Below are 19,832 nucleotides of genomic sequence, written 5' to 3'. Positions count from 1 at the left end.
GAAGCGGGCGTTTTTCTAGCAAGTGCTGGTGGGGAATGGCACTGACCACAGCGTATGTATCGAAATTAGCGAGTTTATGCAAAATACATAAACTCGCTAATTTCGATACATACCGCGCGTAGAACTGATGACAACGAGATGTGCAACTCAAACGAGGCTGCAAGCGCAGCCCCTTTTGCACATTTTTTCCGCGTTAGTGCCTGCCAGGCTCAGCGGATAGGCGTCGACGGCGCATGAGGTGATAGGCCGCCGGAATGACGAACAGCGACAGCAACGGCGCCGTGACCATACCGCCAATCATCGGGGCGGCAATGCGGCTCATCACCTCGCTGCCGGCACCACCTCCTAAAAGTATTGGTAACAAACCAGCGATAACCACCGCAACGGTCATGGCCTTGGGGCGAACGCGCTGCACAGCGCCTTCACGAATCGCGGCCATCAACCCGCGTTCTGTGTTGTCACCGAGCTCTTGACGCTCGGCCCAGGCATTTTTCAGGTAGAGCAGCATGATCACGCCAAATTCGGCAGAAACTCCAGCCAGGGCGATAAAGCCGACCCCGGTGGCAACCGACAGGTTGAATCCCAACAGATAGAGAAACCATGCTCCGCCCGTGAGAGCGAATGGCAGCGTGGCCATAATCAGCAAAGCCTCATCAAAGCGTGCAAATGTCAGGTAAAGCAGGACGAAGATGATCAGCAGCGTGGCGGGGACCACCAGTTTTAGTCGTGCATTTGCCCTCTCAAGAAACTCGAACTGACCTGAGTAGCTCAGGCTCATGCCGGGCTGCAACTTGACCTGCTCGCTGACGAGCCGACGTAGATCGGCGACTACCGATGCAATGTCCCGGCCACGCACGTCGATGTACACCCAGCCTGAAGGCCGTGCGTTTTCACTTTTGAGCATCGGCGGCCCGTCGTTGACCTTGATCTTCGCCACTGTGCCAAGGGTGATCTGGCTGCCTAGCGGGGTGTAGATTGGCAACTGCTCCAAAGCGCTAAGCGAATCCCGCCACTCCCGAGGGTAACGGACGTTGATTGGGAAGCGTGCAAGCCCTTCAATGGTTTCACCGACATTTTCCCCGCCGATAGCGCCGGCCACGATCGACTGCACATCGGCGATATTCAGTCCGTATCGGGCGGCGGCTTGTCGGTCGATATCCACGTCGATGTAACGTCCACCGGTTAATCGCTCGGCCAGAGCCGAACTGACACCGGCTAAGCCCTTGGCCACTCGCTCGACCGCCTGAGTCGCCGAATCGATTTCCGTCAGGTTGGTGCCGGCAATCTTTACACCAATAGGACTTTTGATCCCCGTAGCCAGCATGTCTATTCGGTTGCGAATCGGTGGTATCCAGATATTCGTCAGCCCAGGAACTCGCACCACTCGGTCCAGCTCCTCCACCAGTTTTTCCGGAGTCATGCCTGGTCGCCATTGCTCCTGTGGCTTGAACTGGATGGTGGTTTCGAACATCTCCAGCGGCGCCGGGTCGGTGGCAGTTTCGGCACGTCCCGCTTTACCGAAGACATGTTCGACCTCTGGCACGGTCTTGATCAGGCGGTCGGTCTGTTGCAGCAGTTGCGCCGCTTTCTGTGCGGACAATCCGGGCAGCGCCGAAGGCATATAGAGCAGGTCGCCCTCATTCAAAGGCGGAAGAAACTCGCCCCCCAAGCGCGACATTGGCCATAGCGCACTAAAAAACACCAACGCCGCCACAAGCAGCGTGATCCTCGGTCGCCGCAGCACTGCATCCAGAGCCGGCTGGTAGATCCGGATGAGCCAGCGGCTCAGCGGGTTGTTTTTTTCATTAGGAATCCGTCCCCGAATCCAGTAGCCCATCAAAACCGGCACCAAGGTCACTGACAATCCCGCTGCTGCAGCCATGGCGTAGGTCTTGGTGAAAGCCAGCGGGCCGAACAGCCGACCCTCTTGCGCTTGCAGGGTGAACACCGGAATGAACGAAAGAGTGATGATCAACAAACAGAAGAATAGGGCTGGTCCAACTTCAGTCGCCGCTTCGGTCATTACCTGCCAATGACGTTCACCATTCAGTTCCTCACCTGGATTGGCCACGTGCCATGCCTCAACTTTCTTGTGTGCGTTTTCGATCATCACCACAGCAGCATCGACCATGGCGCCGATGGCGATGGCTATCCCACCCAGGGACATGATGTTGGCGTTGAGCCCTTGGTAGCGCATGACAATAAAGGCCATCAGTACACCGACCGGCAGGGAAATAATAGCCACCAGAGAGGAGCGCAGGTGCCAAAGAAAGATCCCGCAAACCAATGCGACAACGATGAACTCTTCGATGAGCTTGTGGCTGAGGTTTTCAACAGCGCGGTCAATCAGTTTCCCACGGTCGTAGGTGGTGACAATTTCCACTCCGGCCGGAAGGCTGCTTTTCAACTCGTCGAGTTTGGTCTTGACCGCCGCAATGGTCTCGCGAGCATTCTTACCGCTGCGCAAAATCACCACGCCGCCAACCGTCTCGCCTTCGCCGTCGAGTTCGGTGATGCCACGGCGCATCTCCGGCCCCAACTGGATCGTGGCGACATCGCCCAAGTTCACCGGCACACCGCCCGATCCCAGCTTGAGGGGGATCGCCCGAAAATCATTGAGCGTCTTCAGGTAGCCGGATGCACGCACGATGAACTCGGTCTCTGCCATCTCCAGCACCGCGCCACCCGTTTCCTGATTGGCCTTGCCGATCGCTTCGGTCACCTCGGCCTGCGTAATACCAAGACTGGCCAGTTTGAGCGGATCAAGCTGCACTTGGTACTGCTTGACCATGCCGCCCACAGTGGCCACTTCCGCCACATTGGGCAGGGTCTTGAGTTCAAACTTGAGGAACCAGTCCTGAAGTGCGCGTAGCTGCGCCAGATCATGCCCGCCAGTGCGATCCACCAGCGCGTACTGGAAGATCCATCCTACGCCTGTCGCATCTGGCCCCAACGCTGGCTTGGCGCTGGCCGGCAAGCGGCTTTGTACTTGGCTCAAGTACTCCAACACCCGCGAGCGAGCCCAGTACAAGTCAGTGCCGTCTTCGAACAGCACATAGACAAAGCTGTCACCGAAAAAGGAATAACCACGCACCGTCTTGGCACCTGGTACTGAGAGCATGGTGGTGGCCAACGGATAGGTGACCTGGTTCTCGACAATCTGGGGTGCTTGTCCAGGATACGGGGTGCGGATGATCACCTGCACATCGGACAAGTCTGGTAGCGCATCAATGGGCGTGCTCTGCACCGACCAAATGCCCCACGCCGTGATAAACAGCGTCGCCAGTAGCACCAGGAATCGGTTGGTTACGGACCAACGAATCAGGGCTGCAATCATGGCTGGCCCCCTGATTTGTCCAGACGCTCAACACGCAAGCCGTCGTCGGTCTGATTCACACCTATCCGGACCTTGTCGCCCGTTTTAAGACCCTGCATCAGAGCGGGATTGGCGAGCGGGAACGTCATCGTCATGCCAGGCATGCCCAGCGTCTTAAAAGGGCCGTGAGCGAGAGTGACTTCTTTATCGTTGATCTCAACGATTTGCCCATCCGCTTCATGCAAACCGGCGGCGGCTGCACTGGTGGGTGAAGGTTCCTCTGATTTGGCAACGATGCCTTTAAGACTGGCCTCTGAGTCGAGCAGGAACTGGCCAGAGCTAACCACTTTTTGGCCCTCTTCCAACCCTTTCAATATCGCCGTCTTGCCATCGCTTTCCTGCCCAAGTTGCACCTCCACGGGACGATAGCGACCGGCGTCTTCAGCGAGCATCACCAGGGCACGTAGACCGGTGCGAATGACCGCCTCGCTCGGCACCCACAGCACACTTTGCTCCGTCGCGCGATTAAGGCTCACGCGTGCGGTCATACCCGGCCTGAGACGGCCTTGCGGGTTAGGCAATTCGACGCGCACGCGAAGGGTGCGACTATCGGGATTGGTTTCTGGAAGAATCGCGCTTACCACGCCGTTGAGCACGACGCCTGGGAACGCGGGCAAACGCGCCTCAGCCACTTGTCCCAGCTGTATCGACCCGAATTCAGTCTCCGGGACCGCCAGAGCCAGCCAGACGTTACTCAACCCATTCACGCGTGCCAGTGTTTGGCCGGCAGCCACTGTCATACCTTCGCGCACATCGAGTTCTTGCAACACCCCACTGATAGGGCTGGTGAGGGTCAGGTTCGGTTGGACTTTGCCACTGCGCTCTACTTGAGTAATCGATGCCGCCGGCATCCCGGTAAGCCGCAAACGCTGGCGAGCCGCTGCCAGCAAGCCCGCATCGCCGCTACGCTTAAGTGCGAGAAACTCCTCCTGAGCCGCAGACCACTCCGGGACAAGAATATCCGCCAAGGCGGCGTTGGCTTTGATCACATCGCCAGGAGCATGGGCATACACGCGCTCGACGAAACCCGCCGTACGGGCCTGGATGACGGCGACGTCACGCTCGTTGAAGGTCAATACACCTACAACGTCCAGACTCGAAGCAAACACACCTCGATTGACCGTAGCCAGTCGCACACCAAGATTCTGGGTCAGGCTTGGATCAATGCGAACAGTGGCGCTGTCCCCCTTGCTATCCGCGTACTGAGGGACCATCTCCATGTCCATGAAGGGCGACTTACCCGGCTTATCGAATTTCTGTTGTGGGTACATGGGGTCGTACCAATACAGAACCTTGCGATCGACTGAGGACTCCGGCTTCGGCTCCGATGCTGCATCCGGTACTGCGCTCACCCTCGGTTGAGCCAACCAGTAACCACCGGCGACTCCCAAAGCAATTGAGATGCTGACAACAAAAACCCCTTTCCATGTTCGAGAGATCATTGAGCGGACTCCCCATAGGCGAAATACAGGCGAGCGCTGGTGAGAGCACGCTGCTCTTCAACATCAATCTGCTTGAGACGGGCTTCGATAAGCTCGCGCCGAGCGGCCACGACGGAGTTCAGATCGCCTTTGCCGGCGCGATAGCTGGCCATAGTGAGCTCGACCTTTTCCTTAGCCAAAGGGAGCAGGCTGGTCTGGGCTCGATGAACGGCGCGGTTCAGGCGCTCATAGTCCGCTAAGTCATCCTCCAATTGCTGGGTGTGCTCGCGTGAAAGGACCTCACGCTCAGCCTCAAGCTGATTGAGTTCCGCATGCTTGGCTGCGATTTTTGGGTTTTGTCGCGAGTCAGGAAACAGTGGTAGATCCCATGAAAACTGCACGCTGACCATGTCGCCGAACTCTCGGCCGCGATGCTGATAGTCGACTTCCCAGCTCCAATCAGACCGCTTTTCCGCTTCGGCCTCGCGCACCTTGGCCTGCGCTTCGCGGGTCATTGGGGCAAACGCTGCCAATTCTGGGTGATGTTGAACGTTGTGAGAGTACCCAGAGGCTTCTACAGGCCATTCAGGCAAGCTGCCCACAGGTTTATCGTTTGCGGCTGGTCCAATCCAGCTCTTCAAAGCTGCTCGGGCTTGCGATCTCTGGCGAATCAGATCGTCCTGCTGCTCTTCCAGTTGTGCCGCCTCCTGTTTGGGCGTGACGGCATCAGCAGGTTGAGCGCGGCCACCGGCAATCTGCGCGCGGACGGTATCGGCCAGCAGGCGGTTTTCCCTATAGAAGTCCTGGAACAGCGCGTCTTTACGCTCAACGGAATAGCTGCTGATCCAGGCCAGCGCCGTGGCCTGACGAACCTTTAGACGTTCGACCAGACGCTCAGCGGCAGCGCGGTCAATGGCTGCATCAGCAACCTCGATTCGGGCTTTTCGTTTGGCGCTGTTCGGCATTTCCTGACTGACACCGACCATTTGCATGGTCATGAAGTCCTGATCGATGCTCCAGCGATCCGGCCCCCCAATGGGATAGTTCTGTATACCTACCAGCAACTTGGGATCGGGTAGTTCCCCGGCTGGGATGGCTGCACTAGTGGCGGCACGAATTTTTGCATCTTGTGCAGTCAGCGACGGCGCATTGGTTTCAGCCAGCTGCAAAGCATCATCGAGTGTCAACGCAGCAGCGAAACTCGGCGTGGCCAATACGCTTGCCGCCAAGATGGCCACGAGGGGCCGCCCTGTGCAATAGCACTTGGATTTCATGTTCACGATTCCTGTGATGATCCACTGCGTGCTTCATGAGAGATGCACGCAGATATCCCATACCGCCTGACGCGGAATGAGGCTCAGTGTGGTACAGGAATCAAATGCGGGGAGGTCGCCATACCCCTGATGGAGTTTGGACAGGATGGGAATCTATGGAGATGGACGCTGCGAGGGGGCTCGACAGGGTCACCGGAGGCTTGATGATGGAGACTTGCAGCATGCCGCCGGTCTTGCACTCCTGGCCCGGCTTACAGGGTTTACCGTGCTCGGTTGGGCTTTTCATGTCATGGCAGCAGTCTTGGCCCATGCCGTCCATCATCGCCATGCCCATGGTTTGCATCGGGCACGGCTCTGTCGGCGCCTGAACACCCGCCATCCCGCTGAAGGGAAGCGCCAGGCTAATCAGGAAAATCAGGCAAAGCCGTAGATAGCGTGTCATGGGCTGAAGTGTAGCCAGTAGAAATGGTGCTAACAATCACGTTCTAGGCTTCTTGGTTAGCTGCCAGAAACCTCTATTGCGCGCTCATTTCCATTTCAGGACTTAGCGTGCCTAACCATGCGACAAGACAGATGATGAGGATTGCCATCAGGAATTCGAATTTCATGCTGCGGCGCAAGGCATTGACCGCTACAGAGTATTGACCATTGCGAACCGAGCGCTCCAATAGCGGGCTTAAGTGAAAGCGGTTCAGCGTCGCTAAAACGATCATCCCGGCAAAGAGCAGGATCTTCAAAAACAGCAACTGGCCATAGGTACTGAGCATGACCTCATCAAGGTTGGGACCGACGATGAAAAGGTAATTTACTACTCCCGTAACGCTTATGATCGCAACAATCACACCGCCGGCCGACTCAAAGCCAGTCAGCACGCGGGCAAGAATACGTGCTTCCTCCTCACCCTTCAGCGATTTCAACCGCAGCAGTAGAGCGAAGGCCGCTAGAGCACCCAACCAGCCACCTGCCGCTAATAAATGGAAAATGTCGCTGAGAAAATGCCAGTAGCGGCGGCTGCCTTCGTCCATGGCACCATGCCCTGTCCAGGCTAGCGTGGCCAACGCGATTGCTCCACAGGCGGTGACGATCCAGAGGCTGGGTGTCGGATATCGTTTATTCAACGCGACGCCCAGAATTGCCCCCACCAAGGCGGCTATCCGAACCATCCAGGTCAACCCAACATCGGTGCCCATGATGACCATTTCAAAAATGTGGTGATGTAGCTCCATAAGCTCCGATACACCGCTCATTGCTTTTGCAAGCAACAACATCGCAGCAAGGGACAGAGCTACACCTGCAATAGAAGTACCGTAAAGAAGCGACTCAAAGTTCAAGACCGTGCCCGATACCCTTTCCTTTCCCCTGAGACTGTACAAGCCGAATATGGCCAGTCCAAATAACAACATCAGGTCAAAATAGAGAGCAAAGCGAACCACGATATTTAATGAGTCGCTCATGGATCATTTCACTTTGAATGAAAAGTTGCCGGTGATCGGGTGGGTGTCCGAAGACACTGCACGCCATTCAACTTTGTAGGTACCGGTGGTCAGCGGTGCAGCCGGCGTAATCACCATCGTTTTCGGATCACCACCAGCAGCGACAGCGGCCTTTACACCCATGGGGGAGTTAGGCATGCCAGGCATGTCGGTCATGATCAGCTTTGCACCGGAAAACTGAGTGGTGAGATTCTCAGAAAAATGCAGTTCGATTTTCGACGGAGCCGCCGCATCCGAGCCTTCTGCCGGAGTGGAAGAAAGAAGTTTTGGATGTGCCTGGGCCACTGCACTCAGAAGCAAACCAGCAGTGATTGCAACGGCCACGGACGTAGTTTTAAGGAATGACATGCAAGACTCCTCACAGCAAGCGCTGTTGATTCGAGGTTTTTTGGGAGGAACTAGTTTTTAATTTCTTTAAAAACCACTGTTGATTAACTCGGAGCCCCCGTCCTCTTCGCCAGGTTGAACAGGAGAAACTCGCTAGCCCTAACGTCACAGTGCGAGAACACGATGCCACACGATCACAAACTGTTCGATTACATTTCAGTCAGCTTGATCCGATGTTTGGCATCTAATCGTTGAGCGTAGCAAGGCCTGAAAAGAGACGGCGTACCGCAGGACCGGGGAGCTCAATCACTCTGAAAAATCCGCAGAGGCGTAGCTAAACGCACAACGCCAAGACGCCGTTGGTCCCAAATGTTTTGTCGCTCAGCTAACCGTCGAATCGACGGCCGGAAACTCAAGATGAAAAGCCGTTTTCCCGTCGCCTGACGTACACCAGATCTTGCCATCGTGCGCTTCGACAATTGATCGGGTAATCGACAGACCTAGCCCTGCGTTGCTTGGACTTCCTTCTCGCCGCGCTGGGTCCACGCGATAAAAACGATCAAACAGCTTTTCAAGGTGTTCGGGGGCAATGGGCTCACCATGGTTTTCCACGACAACCGTTACCGACGCATCCTTGTGCTGAATATCGACACTGATTGACGTCCCTTCATAGGTGTAGCGCAGCGCATTTGAGAGCAGATTGGAAATCGCTCGGTGGAGCATAAGAACATCACCTCGCACGCTCCCCCGTCCTGAAACCTTGAGCTCGATCCCTCGTTCATCAGCCAACAGGCGGTAGTACTCAAGCAATTTTTCCACTACAGCCACCAGGTCTATTGGCTTGCTCTCGTGCGTAATTAGACCATTGTCAGATTTCGCCAGAAAAAGCATGTCATCAATCATCCGGCTCATGCGCTTCAAGTCATCAAGATTGGAGTACAAATTGTCTTCGTAGTCCTCGATGTTTCTTTTTCTCGAAAGCACCACTTCAGTGTGGGTCATCAAGTTGCTCACGGGGGTCCGTAGTTCGTGGGCAATGTCTGCCGAAAAGTTGGATAACCGGACAAATGCATCGTCGAGCCTGGATAACATGGCGTTGAACGACAACACCATCTGTTGAAGCTCTTTCGGAACGGGTGCCAGGGGAATACGCTCCTTGAGTGATTTTGCTGACATGGAGGCAGCAACCCGTGTGACCTGGCGGATAGGCCGCATGCCACTGCTAGCTACCATCCAGCCGAGTGCAGCACTGACCAATGCGCTGATCACCAACCCTATCCAAAACCATCGTTCGAGCGTCTCGAAAAAGGACATATGCTGCGTAACGTCAAAAATCAACATGACAGTTAATGGCCTTTCTTGTCCCGTCACTACGGATTGCGCAGTCACACCACGGAACATCTGCTCTTGCTCCCGCCATTCCCAGACGGTTGTGTTTGTGGTTGTTCGAAACGCCTTCGGAACGTCGACCGGGCCGGGATCCGCAAACAGCACCTTGCCGTCGCCATCGATGATAAGCGCAGTCAAATCACGGTGTGCGCCCAGCAGCGCTTCTAACTCCGGTTTAGCCTCGCTGAATTGATCGATGTTGCTCAGCCCGGACAAGATCCGCTGGGTCGAGTGGAGTTTTTCGTACAATGCCTGCTGATCCAGCATCTTGAAATGATGCCGGCTGAGGTTATTGAAACTGAGTCCGGCGACCGTGAGCACGGCCGTTACCGCGAGCATAAACATCAGACTCATACGAGTCGTCAGGGACATCCGGTTCATCACGACTCCGAATCTGGTGCATCGAGCATGTAACCCATTCCCCTTGAGGTATGAATCAACTTGACCTCAAAATCGTCGTCTATCTTGGCCCTGAGCCGTCTCACTGCAACCTCGATAACGTTGGTATCGCTGTCGAAGTTCATATCCCAAACCTGGGAGGCGATAAGAGACTTTGGCAGCACCTCCCCTCGACGACGCAGCAGAAGCTCAAGCAACGCGAACTCTTTGGCCGTAAGGTCTATGCGTTTGCCTCCTCGGATGGCTCGACGCTTGAGCAGGTCCACTTCAAGGTCAGCCAGTTTCATAAAGGTTTGCGAAGGTGCGCTGCTACCGCGACGCAGCAGCGTTCTGACTCGAGCAAGCAATTCAGAAAACGCGAAGGGTTTGATCAGATAGTCATCCGCACCGAGTTCAAGTCCCTTCACTCGGTCTTCAACGCGGTCTCTGGCGGTGAGAAAAAGCACCGGGACGTCTTTCCCGGAAGCGCGCACCTTCTGCAGGACTTCCCAGCCATCCAAACCCGGCATCATGACGTCGAGAATCAGCAGATCATAGGCTTCGCTCAAAGCGTGCTGAAGCGCCTCTTTTCCATTCGTGAAACGGTCGACATTGAACCCGGCCTCGTTGAGCCCTTGCTGCAAATAGATACCTATTTTTGGTTCGTCTTCAGCGACAAGAAGTCTCATGAGGTCGTTCTCAGATAAAGGTTAAGCGGAGTCTGCAACGAAAACTGGCAGCCAACCAGCAACTGACAGAAAAGTAATCTTGGCTTCAGGTAGATGTCAGCGAGTGCTGGCTAGGGTTCAGACATGAGCACTTCATTGGTGCTCGACCGACCTCTGAGCGATGAATCGTATGGAAGTCGGATTCCCTCATGAGGAGCTACCCCGATGAACCACCTGAAAATGCTGTTTTTTGTAAGCTCGATACTGGTCTCGGCTTCTGTGTGGGCTGAAAGCGGCGGAGATCGTGTGATTGAGCGTATGGAAGGTTTGCGCGACAAGGCCGAGGCCACGTTGATGAAAGCTGAACAAGCCCCTGAAGGAGAGCGTCACGTCCACATGGCAGAACACATGAAGATGCTTGGCGACATCATGAGCCAGCTCCACAACGATCACCCAGATGCCTCAATGTCACCCCAACAGCATCTAGCCTGGATGGAGAAGCACGACAAAATTGTTGACGACGTTTTGCGCCAGATGCAGCGCGAGCACAAATTGATGCTTTCAGAAAACCATCAATAAACGCCCCCAGGATAAGTACTTGTCAGCATCTTGTTGCGGCGTCAATTGGACGCCGTATCTATTTAGAAAACTGACAAAGAAGTAATGCCCAAGTCAGTTAGCTGGCAGCTGAGCATCATTAGCATAGCCAATGTTCCCACGTATTCCTGAGGTCACCATGAAAACTACGCTCGCTACCCCGTTCATCGCAGCAATGACCCTTTTTTTCGCTGCTACGGCTATGGCTAATGCTGGGCATGGACAAGACGACATAGGCCAGCCTGGTGTGGCCTCTGACGTTACCCGCACTGTAGAGGTCGAGATGGGCGACATTTTTTTCAAGCCTAAAAGCATTGACGTAAAACCTGGTGAAACAATCCGCTTTGTCCTTCGCAACGAGGGTTCGCTGCTGCATGAGTTCAACATCGGCAAAGCCGCTGCTCATGCAGCACACCAGAAAGAAATGGCAAGCATGTTCAAGAACGGAACATTAAGCCCTACCGGTACCGGGAAGATGAGCGGCATGAGCCACGGCATGGGCGGAATGAAGATGGTCGCAATGGAGCATGACGACCCTAACAGTGTCCTGATTGAGCCTGGCTCAACCCAAGAGCTGATCTGGACCTTCAACGACAGTGCAGGGCTTCAGTTTGCCTGCAACGTGCCGGGGCATTACCAATCGGGAATGGTCGGCGAATTTGATCTGAAATAAACCGGAGTCGGCTGTTTCTGCCGGCCCGACGCAAGAGTTGGCTACGCTAAGTCGCAAGTAACATAGCAACGCTTCTCAGCCGGGGTCCGTGCGGAAACATCACCGCACCACTGTGGAGCCGCAAATCAGCGTTGTACTGAATATGCTCATTTCTAGTAGCACCTTACAAGGGGAATAGACATGCCTACCACCTCTGGCCATCACGACCATAATCACACCCATGCTGCTTCCCGGGATGATGCTGATCTACATGACCCGGTGTGTGGAATGGCAGTCACTTCGTCGAGTAAATTTGCTGAGACTTACCAGGGACAGACGTATCGGTTCTGTAGCCTGAAATGTCAGGAGAAGTTTCGAGCGGACCCTGAGCGCTACAGTGGCCACGTGGTGCGCAACGAGTCAGGCAGCACAACGCCGGAGTCTGCGGTACAAACGGGCACTGAATTTACGTGCCCGATGCATCCTGAAATACGGCAGACCGGCCCCGGTAACTGTCCTAAATGTGGCATGGCACTAGAGCCTGTCATGCCGGCGCTTGATGAAGAAGAAAATCCTGAACTCCGGGATTTCAATCGCCGCTTCTGGTGGTCGCTGCCCTTAACCGTGGTCGTAACCGTGCTCGCGATGGCGGGTCACTCGTTACAACTTCTTCATGGTTCGGCTCAAAACTGGATCGAGTTCGCTCTGGCGACACCCGTGACCTTATGGGCAGGATGGCCTTTTTTTGTAAGGGGACTGGCCTCGGTTAAAAATCGCAGTCCCAACATGTGGACTCTGATTGGGTTGGGCACCGCCGCAGCTTATCTGTACAGCGTCATAGCAACGCTCTTCCCCCAAAGTTTTCCCTCCAATTTCATGCAAGATGGACGTATCGGCGTTTACTTCGAAGCGGCAGCGGTCATCATCTCGCTCACGTTGCTTGGCCAGATCCTTGAGCTCAAAGCCCGATCACAAACTTCCGCCGCCATTAAGTCTCTTCTCGGCCTTTCGCCCAAAACTGCACGCCGGATCAATGCCGATGGCCAGGAGGAAGACATTCCTCTCACACATGTGCACCTGGGAGACCACTTACGGGTCAGACCGGGTGAAAAGGTGCCAGTTGATGGTTCGGTACTTGAGGGTGAAAGTGCGGTGGATGAGTCGATGCTCACTGGCGAGCCAGTCCCGGTAATGAAGAAAGCTGGAGATAGCCTGATCGGCGCCACGCTGAATACGCATGGGAGCCTGGTGATGGAGGCCCAGAAGGTCGGTGCCGAAACCATGCTGTCCCAGATCGTACAGATGGTCGCGAGAGCTCAGCGTTCCAAGGCGCCGATGCAACGAATGGCCGACTCGATTGCCGGCTACTTCGTGATGGGTGTTATCGCGATTGCGATAATGACATTTATCGGTTGGGGGCTTTTCGGCCCTGAGCCCAGTTGGGTGTTTGGTCTAATCAACGCTGTCGCCGTGCTGATCATCGCTTGTCCCTGTGCGTTGGGACTTGCTACGCCTATGTCGATCATGGTGTCGACAGGTAAAGCAGCCAGCATGGGTGTTTTGTTCAGAGATGCCAGTGCAATTGAAAGCCTTTGCAGAATCGACACGCTGATTGTCGACAAGACAGGCACCCTGACAGAGGGACGGCCCGTGTTTCACAGCGTGGAGGCCACTCCCACCTTCAATCCCGACGACGTCCTTCACCTGGCTGCCAGCCTTGATCAGGGCAGCGAGCATCCTTTAGCACATGCGATCGTCGATCACGCCCGAGCCGAGAACATAAAGCTCACCAAGCCCGAATCCTTTGAGTCGGATTCGGGTATCGGCGTCAGTGGCGTTGTCGATGGCAAGAAGCTCCAGCTGGGGAACACAGCGTTGATGGAAGCCGCAGGCGTGAGCACCAACTCCCTACAAGAGCGCGCTGAGGTGTTGCGACTTGACGGCATCAGTATTATCTACCTCGCCGTCGACGGCGCATTGGCAGGTTTGTTGGCCGTATCAGATCCGATCAAGCCAACCTCAAAAGAGGCCGTCACCAAGCTTAAGGCTCACAACGTGAAAATCATCATGGCTACTGGGGACGGGCTTACTACCGCTCGGGCTGTCGCCAGGGAGATGGGGATTGAAGAGGTCCACGGTGAAGTCAAACCCCAAGACAAGGAACGTCTGGTGGCAGACCTACAGCAACACGGGCGAAAAGTGGCCATGGCAGGTGACGGTATCAACGATGCTCCGGCCCTGGCGCGAGCAGATGTGGGGATAGCCATGGGAACGGGGACTGACGTGGCGATGAATAGCGCGCAACTCACGCTGGTCAAAGGTGACCTGATGGGGATCTTACGAGCACGAGCTCTTTCGGTCGCCACAGTTAAAAACATGCGCCAGAATTTGGGCTTTGCTTTTCTCTACAACTCAATGGGTATACCTCTTGCCGCTGGTTTGCTCTATCCATTGACGGGGCACCTCCTGTCGCCAATGATCGCTGCCATAGCCATGAGCGTCAGTTCCGCGTCGGTAGTTTTCAATGCATTGAGGCTGAGGAATACCCGAGTTGACTGACCTTCAAAATTGCAGCGGTTTTAACTCGGGGGGAATGGCGATCCATGTGCTTTCTTCAATCCCTTTAAGCGCGCATTCGCCCTTTGCACAGCGGCCATTTTTTCGGGCCGCTTCATGCGCTTCCACTTTCTGATGTCTTCCTTATTCCGCCCGCAGCTCACACACAGATCACCACTGAGTTGGCAAACCGAGATACAAGGATTCTCGATTTCTTTTGCCATGGTCAGTCCCCCTTAGCTTTATGTAGTTGAGCCACGCGACGTTTCCAGTCGCCTATGTGCGTGCGTTGGCACTCTTGCTCCGAGTCAAAGCGGACATTGCGGTCTGAAACAGGCAGGTCAAGATTGGCCTCTTTCAAGGCGATCGCCGTCAACTCAAAGATGCGGGCCTTCGCGTCAATCTCGGCCCGCTTCCTGTCAGCCAGGGTTTCGAACACCCAGATGACCTTCAGGGTTTCAGCCAACGCACTTAGGTCAGCGGTGTGAGTGAGCCAAATAAACCCCTTTATCTCGTCCTTTGCTGTTTCGCACGCGTCGGTGAGCGTGACGATCAACTGGCGCTCGATCCGAGCCAGTTCACGTTTACCGGGCGGCATCGGTGTGTCCTATAGAGGTTGTGCTGGACAGGCGCTGAGTCATGTCTGCCGGAACTCGACGGTCAGGTGGCTGACTTCGTGAACTGTTTTGAGACGCTCACGAATGCTCTCGGCGTTCACAGTGGCTTCACCTAGAACGCTGACGATCGCCGCGCACGCTTGAGGTCCCACCCTCCAAACGTGCAAGTCTGTAATGGTAGCGCCACCAGGTTTCTCAACGAGTTCGCGGATTTCCTCGGCAACGTGCGCGTCGGTCTGATCGAGCAACACGCCCGCAGTTACCCCCATCAAGGTCCAGGCCCAACGCGCGATAACGATAGCGCCGACGATACCCATGACCGGGTCGAGCCACACCCAACCCAGATATCGACCGGCAAGCAAGGCAGCGATGGCCAGAATCGACGTCAGCGCGTCTGCAACGACGTGGACATAGGCGGACCTCAAGTTGTTGTCGTTTCCGTTGTGGGCATGAGGGTGATCGTGGTCGTGCCCATGTCCATGTCCATGCCCATGCCCATGCCCATGACCCAGCAGCAGGGCACTGACAATGTTGACGAGCAAACCGACAACGGCGATGAGGGTCGCGGTGCCAAACTGAACCGGTGTTGGCTGCAACAAACGCATGAACGATTCAACGCCAATGCCCAACGAAATCATGCCAAGAATCAGCGCCGAGGCGAACCCGCCCAAGTCTCCAACCTTTCCTGTACCGAAACTGTAGCGCTGGCTGGTAGCGTGGCGTTTTGCGTATCCGTAAGCGGCCGCCGCGATGCCCAATGCGCCGGCATGGGTTGCCATGTGGAAGCCATCGGCCAGTAACGCCATCGAACCCGTGATATAGCCGGCGGTGATCTCCCCGATCATCATTACCACCGTGAGTGCTACAACCCAAAGCGTACGCTTGGCATTCTCATCGTGCGCTGAGCCTAGAAACACGTGGTCGTGTGTGTAATCGATGTCGGTCCTGCTCATACGTGTTTACCTGGATGCATTCACTTGGAGTACCGGCGGATAGCTTCAAGAAGCTCTTCGACGCCCTTGTTACGCTCTTCTTCGCTGAGCGCGGGGTTCGCGACATGTGCTCGTGCGTGATCCTCGATGATCTCCTCCATCAGCCCGTTGATGGCACCCCGAGTGGCCGCAACAAGATGTAGTGTCTTGGCGCAGTCGAAGTCCGATTCCAATGCTCGTTCAACAGCTTGAATTTGCCCGGCAATACGTTTTACACGTTTAAGAAGATCGTCTTTGTGTGATGCGATATGACCCACGCTATACCCCCCCTACCTATATAGGGTCGCATGATAGGCCTCCCCCTATACCTATGCAAGGTTCGCGGGAGGACAGATCAAAGCCGTTGACGAAACGAGAGGCATACAAAATCGTTGGATCAAGCGAGAGAGCCGCAATGTTGCCGTTAGCCGACCTTTACCGACGAGAACAATAGGGCGCACTCCTGGAAACCGTTCAAATGGTAGCGAGCTAATTAGCAGCCGAGTGGTCAAGTCCCGTAAAACTTCTCGAAATCTGCGCTCACGGCTTTGATTAGATAATCGTTGACCTTGCCATGGTGTCAACGTCGATGCTGTCGCTGCGGGGAAAAGACACCGCTCAGCACGAGGGTAATTCACATGGTCGTCTTAGATGTATCAGGCATTGGTTGCGGCAGCTGCGTCGGCAAAATCACCAGAGCGATCCAGGCACTGGACGACAACGCTACGGTCTCCGTCGATCGATCAACCGGTAAGGTGAGTGTTGAAAGTAGCGAAAACGCTGAACAGCTCCGTAAAGCTGTGGAGGCTGTTGGTTTTCCTTCCAAGATCAGCCATTGAATGGAGACGCCTGCTCCTGAGTAGAGCGTCGTCTGATGGTGAATACCTTTGAATCCGAAAGTACCTGAGCCGCTGTATCGGCCAAAGTTGGCTCGCATGCGCCTATGCTGCTAGTCACCGCGCAGAGCTTTGAGCAAACCCTTGAATGCTCCATTTAGCCGAGTAAAAGCGGCATCGAAACGTATCGCGTTTTCCGTGTATTTCGCGACCTCGACCTGCTGATCGACAGTATTTTGGTCCAAGGCAGGCTGAGCCGGCGTGCTGTAAAGCAAGTCGCGCCCGTATATAGCCACCGCCGATTCTTTCTTAAGAAAATGCTTTGCGTTTGTTGTTTTCAAAGAAAACGCAGTGGTAGCAGGTTCTTTGGTTTGGCTGGCGAGCACAGTAGAAAAATCCAAGTCTTGGGCTTTGAAGTTCGGAGTGTCAGCGTTCGCGATATTGTTACTTAAGATCTCAGCTCTTTGGCCACGATAAACTAACGCTCTTTCTGCGGAGCCTAATGCTTTCTCAAAATTAATACTCACAATCAATCACCCTCGGTGGCATTACTATCTTCTTTGATCATTGAACACCCAGCTGTTGCAGCAGAGCATTCAAGTCTCCTATTAATTTTAATGCAGAGACCTAGAACATCGCCTCCGTGAGAATTAATGGAACCCAAAGCAATGATTACACTTCAATCTTATATTCAATAAAAGTCGCGCAATGCGAAAAGATGGAGACCATACGTATTAAATAGCGTGTACTTCAAGAAAAATATTCCAAACTGACACAACTGTAATATTGGCCTAAGCTTCCTGACAGGGGGTGTCTCTTATAGTCCAACTGAGTCTTTTGCTCACCCCCAAAGAGTCCAATCCATGATGTGATTCAGAGGGGATATTTTCACACATCTGAGGTAGCCCATATGAACACCATCAAAACCTTGTTCGTCGTCGCAGCGCTGACTGTTTCCACTCTGGCCATGGCTGAAGGCGGTGGTGACCGGACTTTCGCACGTATGGAAGTGGCCAGGACGAATTCGATGGAATCGTACCAGGTAGCTCAAACGCAGAGCGCTCAACCGCCTGTCGCTGAAAGCAAAGCCAAAGCGATGGACCATAAAAACTGCTGAACGATCAGGCACGCGGCCAAGCTGACAGAAATGTAATCACGAAGGTGGTTTAGATGTGGCAATTTCTGAGCTCGCTTGCAATGAAAAATTCGTCTTTTTTTCGGTACGCGAAGCTCATCTTGCCAACTCACGGGTTGATTTGAACGGCTCCCTTTTGACTGATTGGAAATAAACGGCATGCATTCCAAAACCTCTAGACGGACATTCGTTAAAGGCCTGGCCGCCGGCGGCATCCTTGGTGGCCTTGGTCTGTGGCGCACTCCTGTATGGGCAGTGACCAGTCCCGGCCTGCCGAGCGTCCTCACCGGCAACGAATTTGATCTGTTTATTGGTGAAACGCCGGTAAACATCACTGGCTCGCCGCGCACAGCCATGACCATCAATGGCTCGTTGCCGGGGCCTTTGCTGCGTTGGCGCGAAGGCGAGACGGTCACTCTGCGCGTGAAAAACCGTCTGGAGCAAGATACCTCCATTCACTGGCACGGCATCATTTTGCCTGCCAACATGGACGGTGTACCGGGTTTGAGCTTCCATGGCATCGCGCCCGACGGCATGTACGAGTACAAGTTCAAGGTGCATCAAAACGGCACGTACTGGTACCACAGCCATTCTGGGTTGCAAGAGCAGGCCGGTGTTTACGGGCCAATAGTCATCGATTCGAAAGAGCCTGAGCCGTTTCAATACAATCGCGACTATGTGGTGATGCTGACTGACTGGACCGATGAGGATCCTGGTCGCGTCATGGCCAAACTCAAGAAACAATCGGACTACTACAACCACCACAAACGTACCGTGGGCGACTTCATCGACGACGTCAGCAAGCAAGGTTGGTCTGCTGCCGTCGCCGACCGGAAAATGTGGGCCGAAATGAAAATGAACCCCACTGATCTGGCAGACGTCAGCGGGGATACCTACACCTACCTCATGAATGGCCAAGCGCCGAACGGCAACTGGACCGGTATTTTTAAGCCTGGCGAGAAGCTGCGCCTGCGCTTTATCAATGGCTCAGCGATGAGCTATTTCGATGTTCGCATTCCTGGTTTGAAAATGACCGTGGTGGCGGCCGACGGCCAATATGTCCAACCAGTCAGTGTCGATGAATTCCGCATCGCCGTGGCAGAAACCTATGATGTGATTGTTGAGCCTGCCACCGAGGAGGCTTACACAATCTTCGCCCAGTCCATGGATAGAACCGGCTATGCGCGGGGGACCTTGGCAGTTCGTGAAGGACTGAAAGCACCGGTACCGGCGATCGATCCGCGTCCGCTGTTGACCATGGATGACATGGGCATGGGCGGTATGGCTGGCATGGACCATGGCAGCATGGCTGGCATGGGCGGCGGCGATATGAAACCGGGTGACATGTCAGGTATGGCTGGCATGGATCACAGCAAGATGCAGGGAATGGACGAAGGTGGCATGACCGGGATGACCGGCATGGACAGTGGTGACATGACTAATATGGCCGGCATGGACCATAGCAAGATGGCAGGTATGGACAAAGGTGACATGTCCAACATGGCCGGCATGGACCACAGCAAGATGGCGGGGATGGACAAAGGTGACATGCCCAACATGGCCGGCATGGATCACAGCCAGATGGGAGGCATGGGGGGCATGGGAGGCGAGATGCAATCTCACCCAGCGTCCGAAACCAACAACCCGTTGGTTGACATGCAGGCCATGAACCCAACGCCAAAACTGAACGATCCAGGTATCGGTTTGCGGAACAACGGTCGACGCGTGCTCACTTACTCAGATCTGAAGAGCACTTTCCAGGACCCTGATGGCCGAGAGCCCAATCGCACCATTGAGCTGCATCTGACCGGTCACATGGAAAAGTTTTCCTGGTCCTTCAACGGCATCAAATTTTCTGATGCTGAGCCCCTTCGCCTCAAGTACGGGGAGCGTCTTCGCATCACCTTGGTAAACGACACCATGATGACGCACCCCATCCACCTTCATGGAATGTGGAGCGACCTTGAAGATGAAAACGGCAAGTTCATGGTACGTAAGCACACAATCGACATGCCACCGGGTACCAAGCGCAGCTATCGAGTCACCGCCGATGCTTTAGGTCGCTGGGCCTATCACTGCCACCTGCTTTTCCATATGGAAATGGGCATGTTCCGTGAAGTACGGGTTGATGAGTAAAGGAGA

At 54.8% G+C, this 19,832-nt stretch carries 19 protein-coding genes; 6 read left to right on the top strand and 13 right to left on the bottom strand.

Features of this window, described 5'->3' with window-relative positions:
- Positions 1-193: 193 nt before the first annotated feature.
- The 8 genes from ACFZPT_RS00760 to ACFZPT_RS00725 all read right to left on the bottom strand — a co-directional run bounded on the left by ACFZPT_RS00760 (position 194) and on the right by ACFZPT_RS00725 (position 10,347).
- On the bottom strand, positions 194-3,337 hold the full coding sequence (locus ACFZPT_RS00760; RefSeq protein WP_379554933.1) for an efflux RND transporter permease subunit: 3,144 nt from the start codon (positions 3,335-3,337) through the stop codon (positions 194-196).
- Complete coding sequence (locus ACFZPT_RS00755; protein WP_039593196.1) at positions 3,334-4,818, bottom strand: efflux RND transporter periplasmic adaptor subunit; 1,485 nt, start codon at positions 4,816-4,818, stop codon at positions 3,334-3,336. The genes ACFZPT_RS00760 and ACFZPT_RS00755 overlap by 4 nt, the downstream gene beginning before the upstream one ends.
- On the bottom strand, positions 4,815-6,071 hold the full coding sequence (locus ACFZPT_RS00750) for a TolC family protein (RefSeq protein WP_024014906.1): 1,257 nt from the start codon (positions 6,069-6,071) through the stop codon (positions 4,815-4,817). The genes ACFZPT_RS00755 and ACFZPT_RS00750 overlap by 4 nt, the downstream gene beginning before the upstream one ends.
- Before the next feature lie 100 nt (positions 6,072-6,171).
- Entirely contained in the window at positions 6,172-6,513 is a 342-nt protein-coding gene (locus ACFZPT_RS00745) for a hypothetical protein (RefSeq protein ID WP_080377434.1), read from the bottom strand.
- Positions 6,514-6,586: 73 nt separating this feature from the next.
- A complete protein-coding gene (gene copD / locus ACFZPT_RS00740; protein WP_024014908.1) occupies positions 6,587-7,525 on the bottom strand; it encodes a copper homeostasis membrane protein CopD in 939 nt (312 codons plus the stop codon).
- 3 nt (positions 7,526-7,528) lie between these two features.
- On the bottom strand, positions 7,529-7,912 hold the full coding sequence (copC, locus tag ACFZPT_RS00735; RefSeq protein ID WP_024014909.1) for a copper homeostasis periplasmic binding protein CopC: 384 nt from the start codon (positions 7,910-7,912) through the stop codon (positions 7,529-7,531).
- A 360-nt stretch (positions 7,913-8,272) separates the two neighbouring features.
- On the bottom strand, positions 8,273-9,661 hold the full coding sequence (locus tag ACFZPT_RS00730) for a heavy metal sensor histidine kinase (protein ID WP_024014910.1): 1,389 nt from the start codon (positions 9,659-9,661) through the stop codon (positions 8,273-8,275).
- Positions 9,661-10,347 (bottom strand): heavy metal response regulator transcription factor, encoded by a 687-nt coding sequence (locus ACFZPT_RS00725; RefSeq protein ID WP_019816984.1) that lies wholly within the window; start codon positions 10,345-10,347, stop codon positions 9,661-9,663. Before ACFZPT_RS00725 ends, ACFZPT_RS00730 begins: the two co-directional genes overlap by 1 nt.
- 204 nt (positions 10,348-10,551) lie before the next feature.
- Here ACFZPT_RS00725 and ACFZPT_RS00720 point away from each other — a divergent pair, with 204 nt between their 5' ends.
- The 3 genes from ACFZPT_RS00720 (at position 10,552) to ACFZPT_RS00710 (ending at position 14,134) form a co-directional block, all read left to right on the top strand.
- Complete coding sequence (locus ACFZPT_RS00720; RefSeq protein WP_024014911.1) at positions 10,552-10,905, top strand: co-regulatory protein PtrA N-terminal domain-containing protein; 354 nt, start codon at positions 10,552-10,554, stop codon at positions 10,903-10,905.
- Between the two features lie 157 nt (positions 10,906-11,062).
- Positions 11,063-11,596, top strand: a complete 534-nt coding sequence (locus tag ACFZPT_RS00715; RefSeq protein ID WP_019816982.1) for a plastocyanin/azurin family copper-binding protein — start codon at positions 11,063-11,065, stop codon at positions 11,594-11,596.
- A gap of 180 nt (positions 11,597-11,776) precedes the next feature.
- Positions 11,777-14,134: a heavy metal translocating P-type ATPase gene (locus ACFZPT_RS00710; protein WP_024014913.1), complete on the top strand. Its 2,358-nt coding sequence runs from the start codon at positions 11,777-11,779 to the stop codon at positions 14,132-14,134.
- A gap of 20 nt (positions 14,135-14,154) precedes the next feature.
- On the opposite strand, the gene ACFZPT_RS00705 is transcribed toward ACFZPT_RS00710, so the two are convergent.
- From ACFZPT_RS00705 to ACFZPT_RS00690, 4 genes are read right to left on the bottom strand one after another with little or no spacing between them, the layout of a single operon-like run.
- Positions 14,155-14,355, bottom strand: coding sequence for a DUF1289 domain-containing protein (locus tag ACFZPT_RS00705; RefSeq protein WP_019816980.1), 201 nt, complete (start codon positions 14,353-14,355; stop codon positions 14,155-14,157).
- Positions 14,356-14,357: 2 nt separating this feature from the next.
- On the bottom strand, positions 14,358-14,729 hold the full coding sequence (locus tag ACFZPT_RS00700; protein ID WP_045061253.1) for a hypothetical protein: 372 nt from the start codon (positions 14,727-14,729) through the stop codon (positions 14,358-14,360).
- A gap of 39 nt (positions 14,730-14,768) precedes the next feature.
- Positions 14,769-15,701: a CDF family Co(II)/Ni(II) efflux transporter DmeF gene (gene dmeF / locus ACFZPT_RS00695; protein ID WP_019816891.1), complete on the bottom strand. Its 933-nt coding sequence runs from the start codon at positions 15,699-15,701 to the stop codon at positions 14,769-14,771.
- Between the two features lie 20 nt (positions 15,702-15,721).
- Complete coding sequence (locus tag ACFZPT_RS00690; protein ID WP_019816892.1) at positions 15,722-15,997, bottom strand: metal/formaldehyde-sensitive transcriptional repressor; 276 nt, start codon at positions 15,995-15,997, stop codon at positions 15,722-15,724.
- A 360-nt stretch (positions 15,998-16,357) separates the two neighbouring features.
- On the opposite strand from ACFZPT_RS00690, the gene ACFZPT_RS00685 reads away from it, so the two are divergent.
- Positions 16,358-16,558 carry a heavy-metal-associated domain-containing protein gene (locus ACFZPT_RS00685; RefSeq protein WP_019816893.1) on the top strand — a complete coding sequence of 67 codons (201 nt, stop codon included), beginning with the start codon at positions 16,358-16,360 and terminating at the stop codon, positions 16,556-16,558.
- A gap of 110 nt (positions 16,559-16,668) precedes the next feature.
- On the opposite strand, the gene flgB is transcribed toward ACFZPT_RS00685, so the two are convergent.
- Entirely contained in the window at positions 16,669-17,082 is a 414-nt protein-coding gene (flgB, locus tag ACFZPT_RS00680; protein ID WP_019816894.1) for a flagellar basal body rod protein FlgB, read from the bottom strand.
- Between the two features lie 383 nt (positions 17,083-17,465).
- Between flgB and ACFZPT_RS00675 the strand changes: the two genes are divergently transcribed.
- A complete protein-coding gene (locus ACFZPT_RS00675; protein ID WP_019816895.1) occupies positions 17,466-17,672 on the top strand; it encodes a co-regulatory protein PtrA N-terminal domain-containing protein in 207 nt (68 codons plus the stop codon).
- A gap of 177 nt (positions 17,673-17,849) precedes the next feature.
- On the top strand, positions 17,850-19,826 hold the full coding sequence (locus tag ACFZPT_RS00670; RefSeq protein WP_024014918.1) for a copper resistance system multicopper oxidase: 1,977 nt from the start codon (positions 17,850-17,852) through the stop codon (positions 19,824-19,826).
- Positions 19,827-19,832 lie beyond the last annotated feature (6 nt).

It is taken from the genome of Pseudomonas sp. MD330_10 (assembly GCF_042610415.1).
In the GTDB taxonomy this organism is placed as follows: Bacteria; Pseudomonadota; Gammaproteobacteria; order Pseudomonadales; family Pseudomonadaceae; genus Aquipseudomonas; species Aquipseudomonas rhodesiae.
The sequence above is the reverse complement of the archived record's forward strand: the minus strand, read 5'-3'. Positions and strand labels throughout refer to the sequence as shown.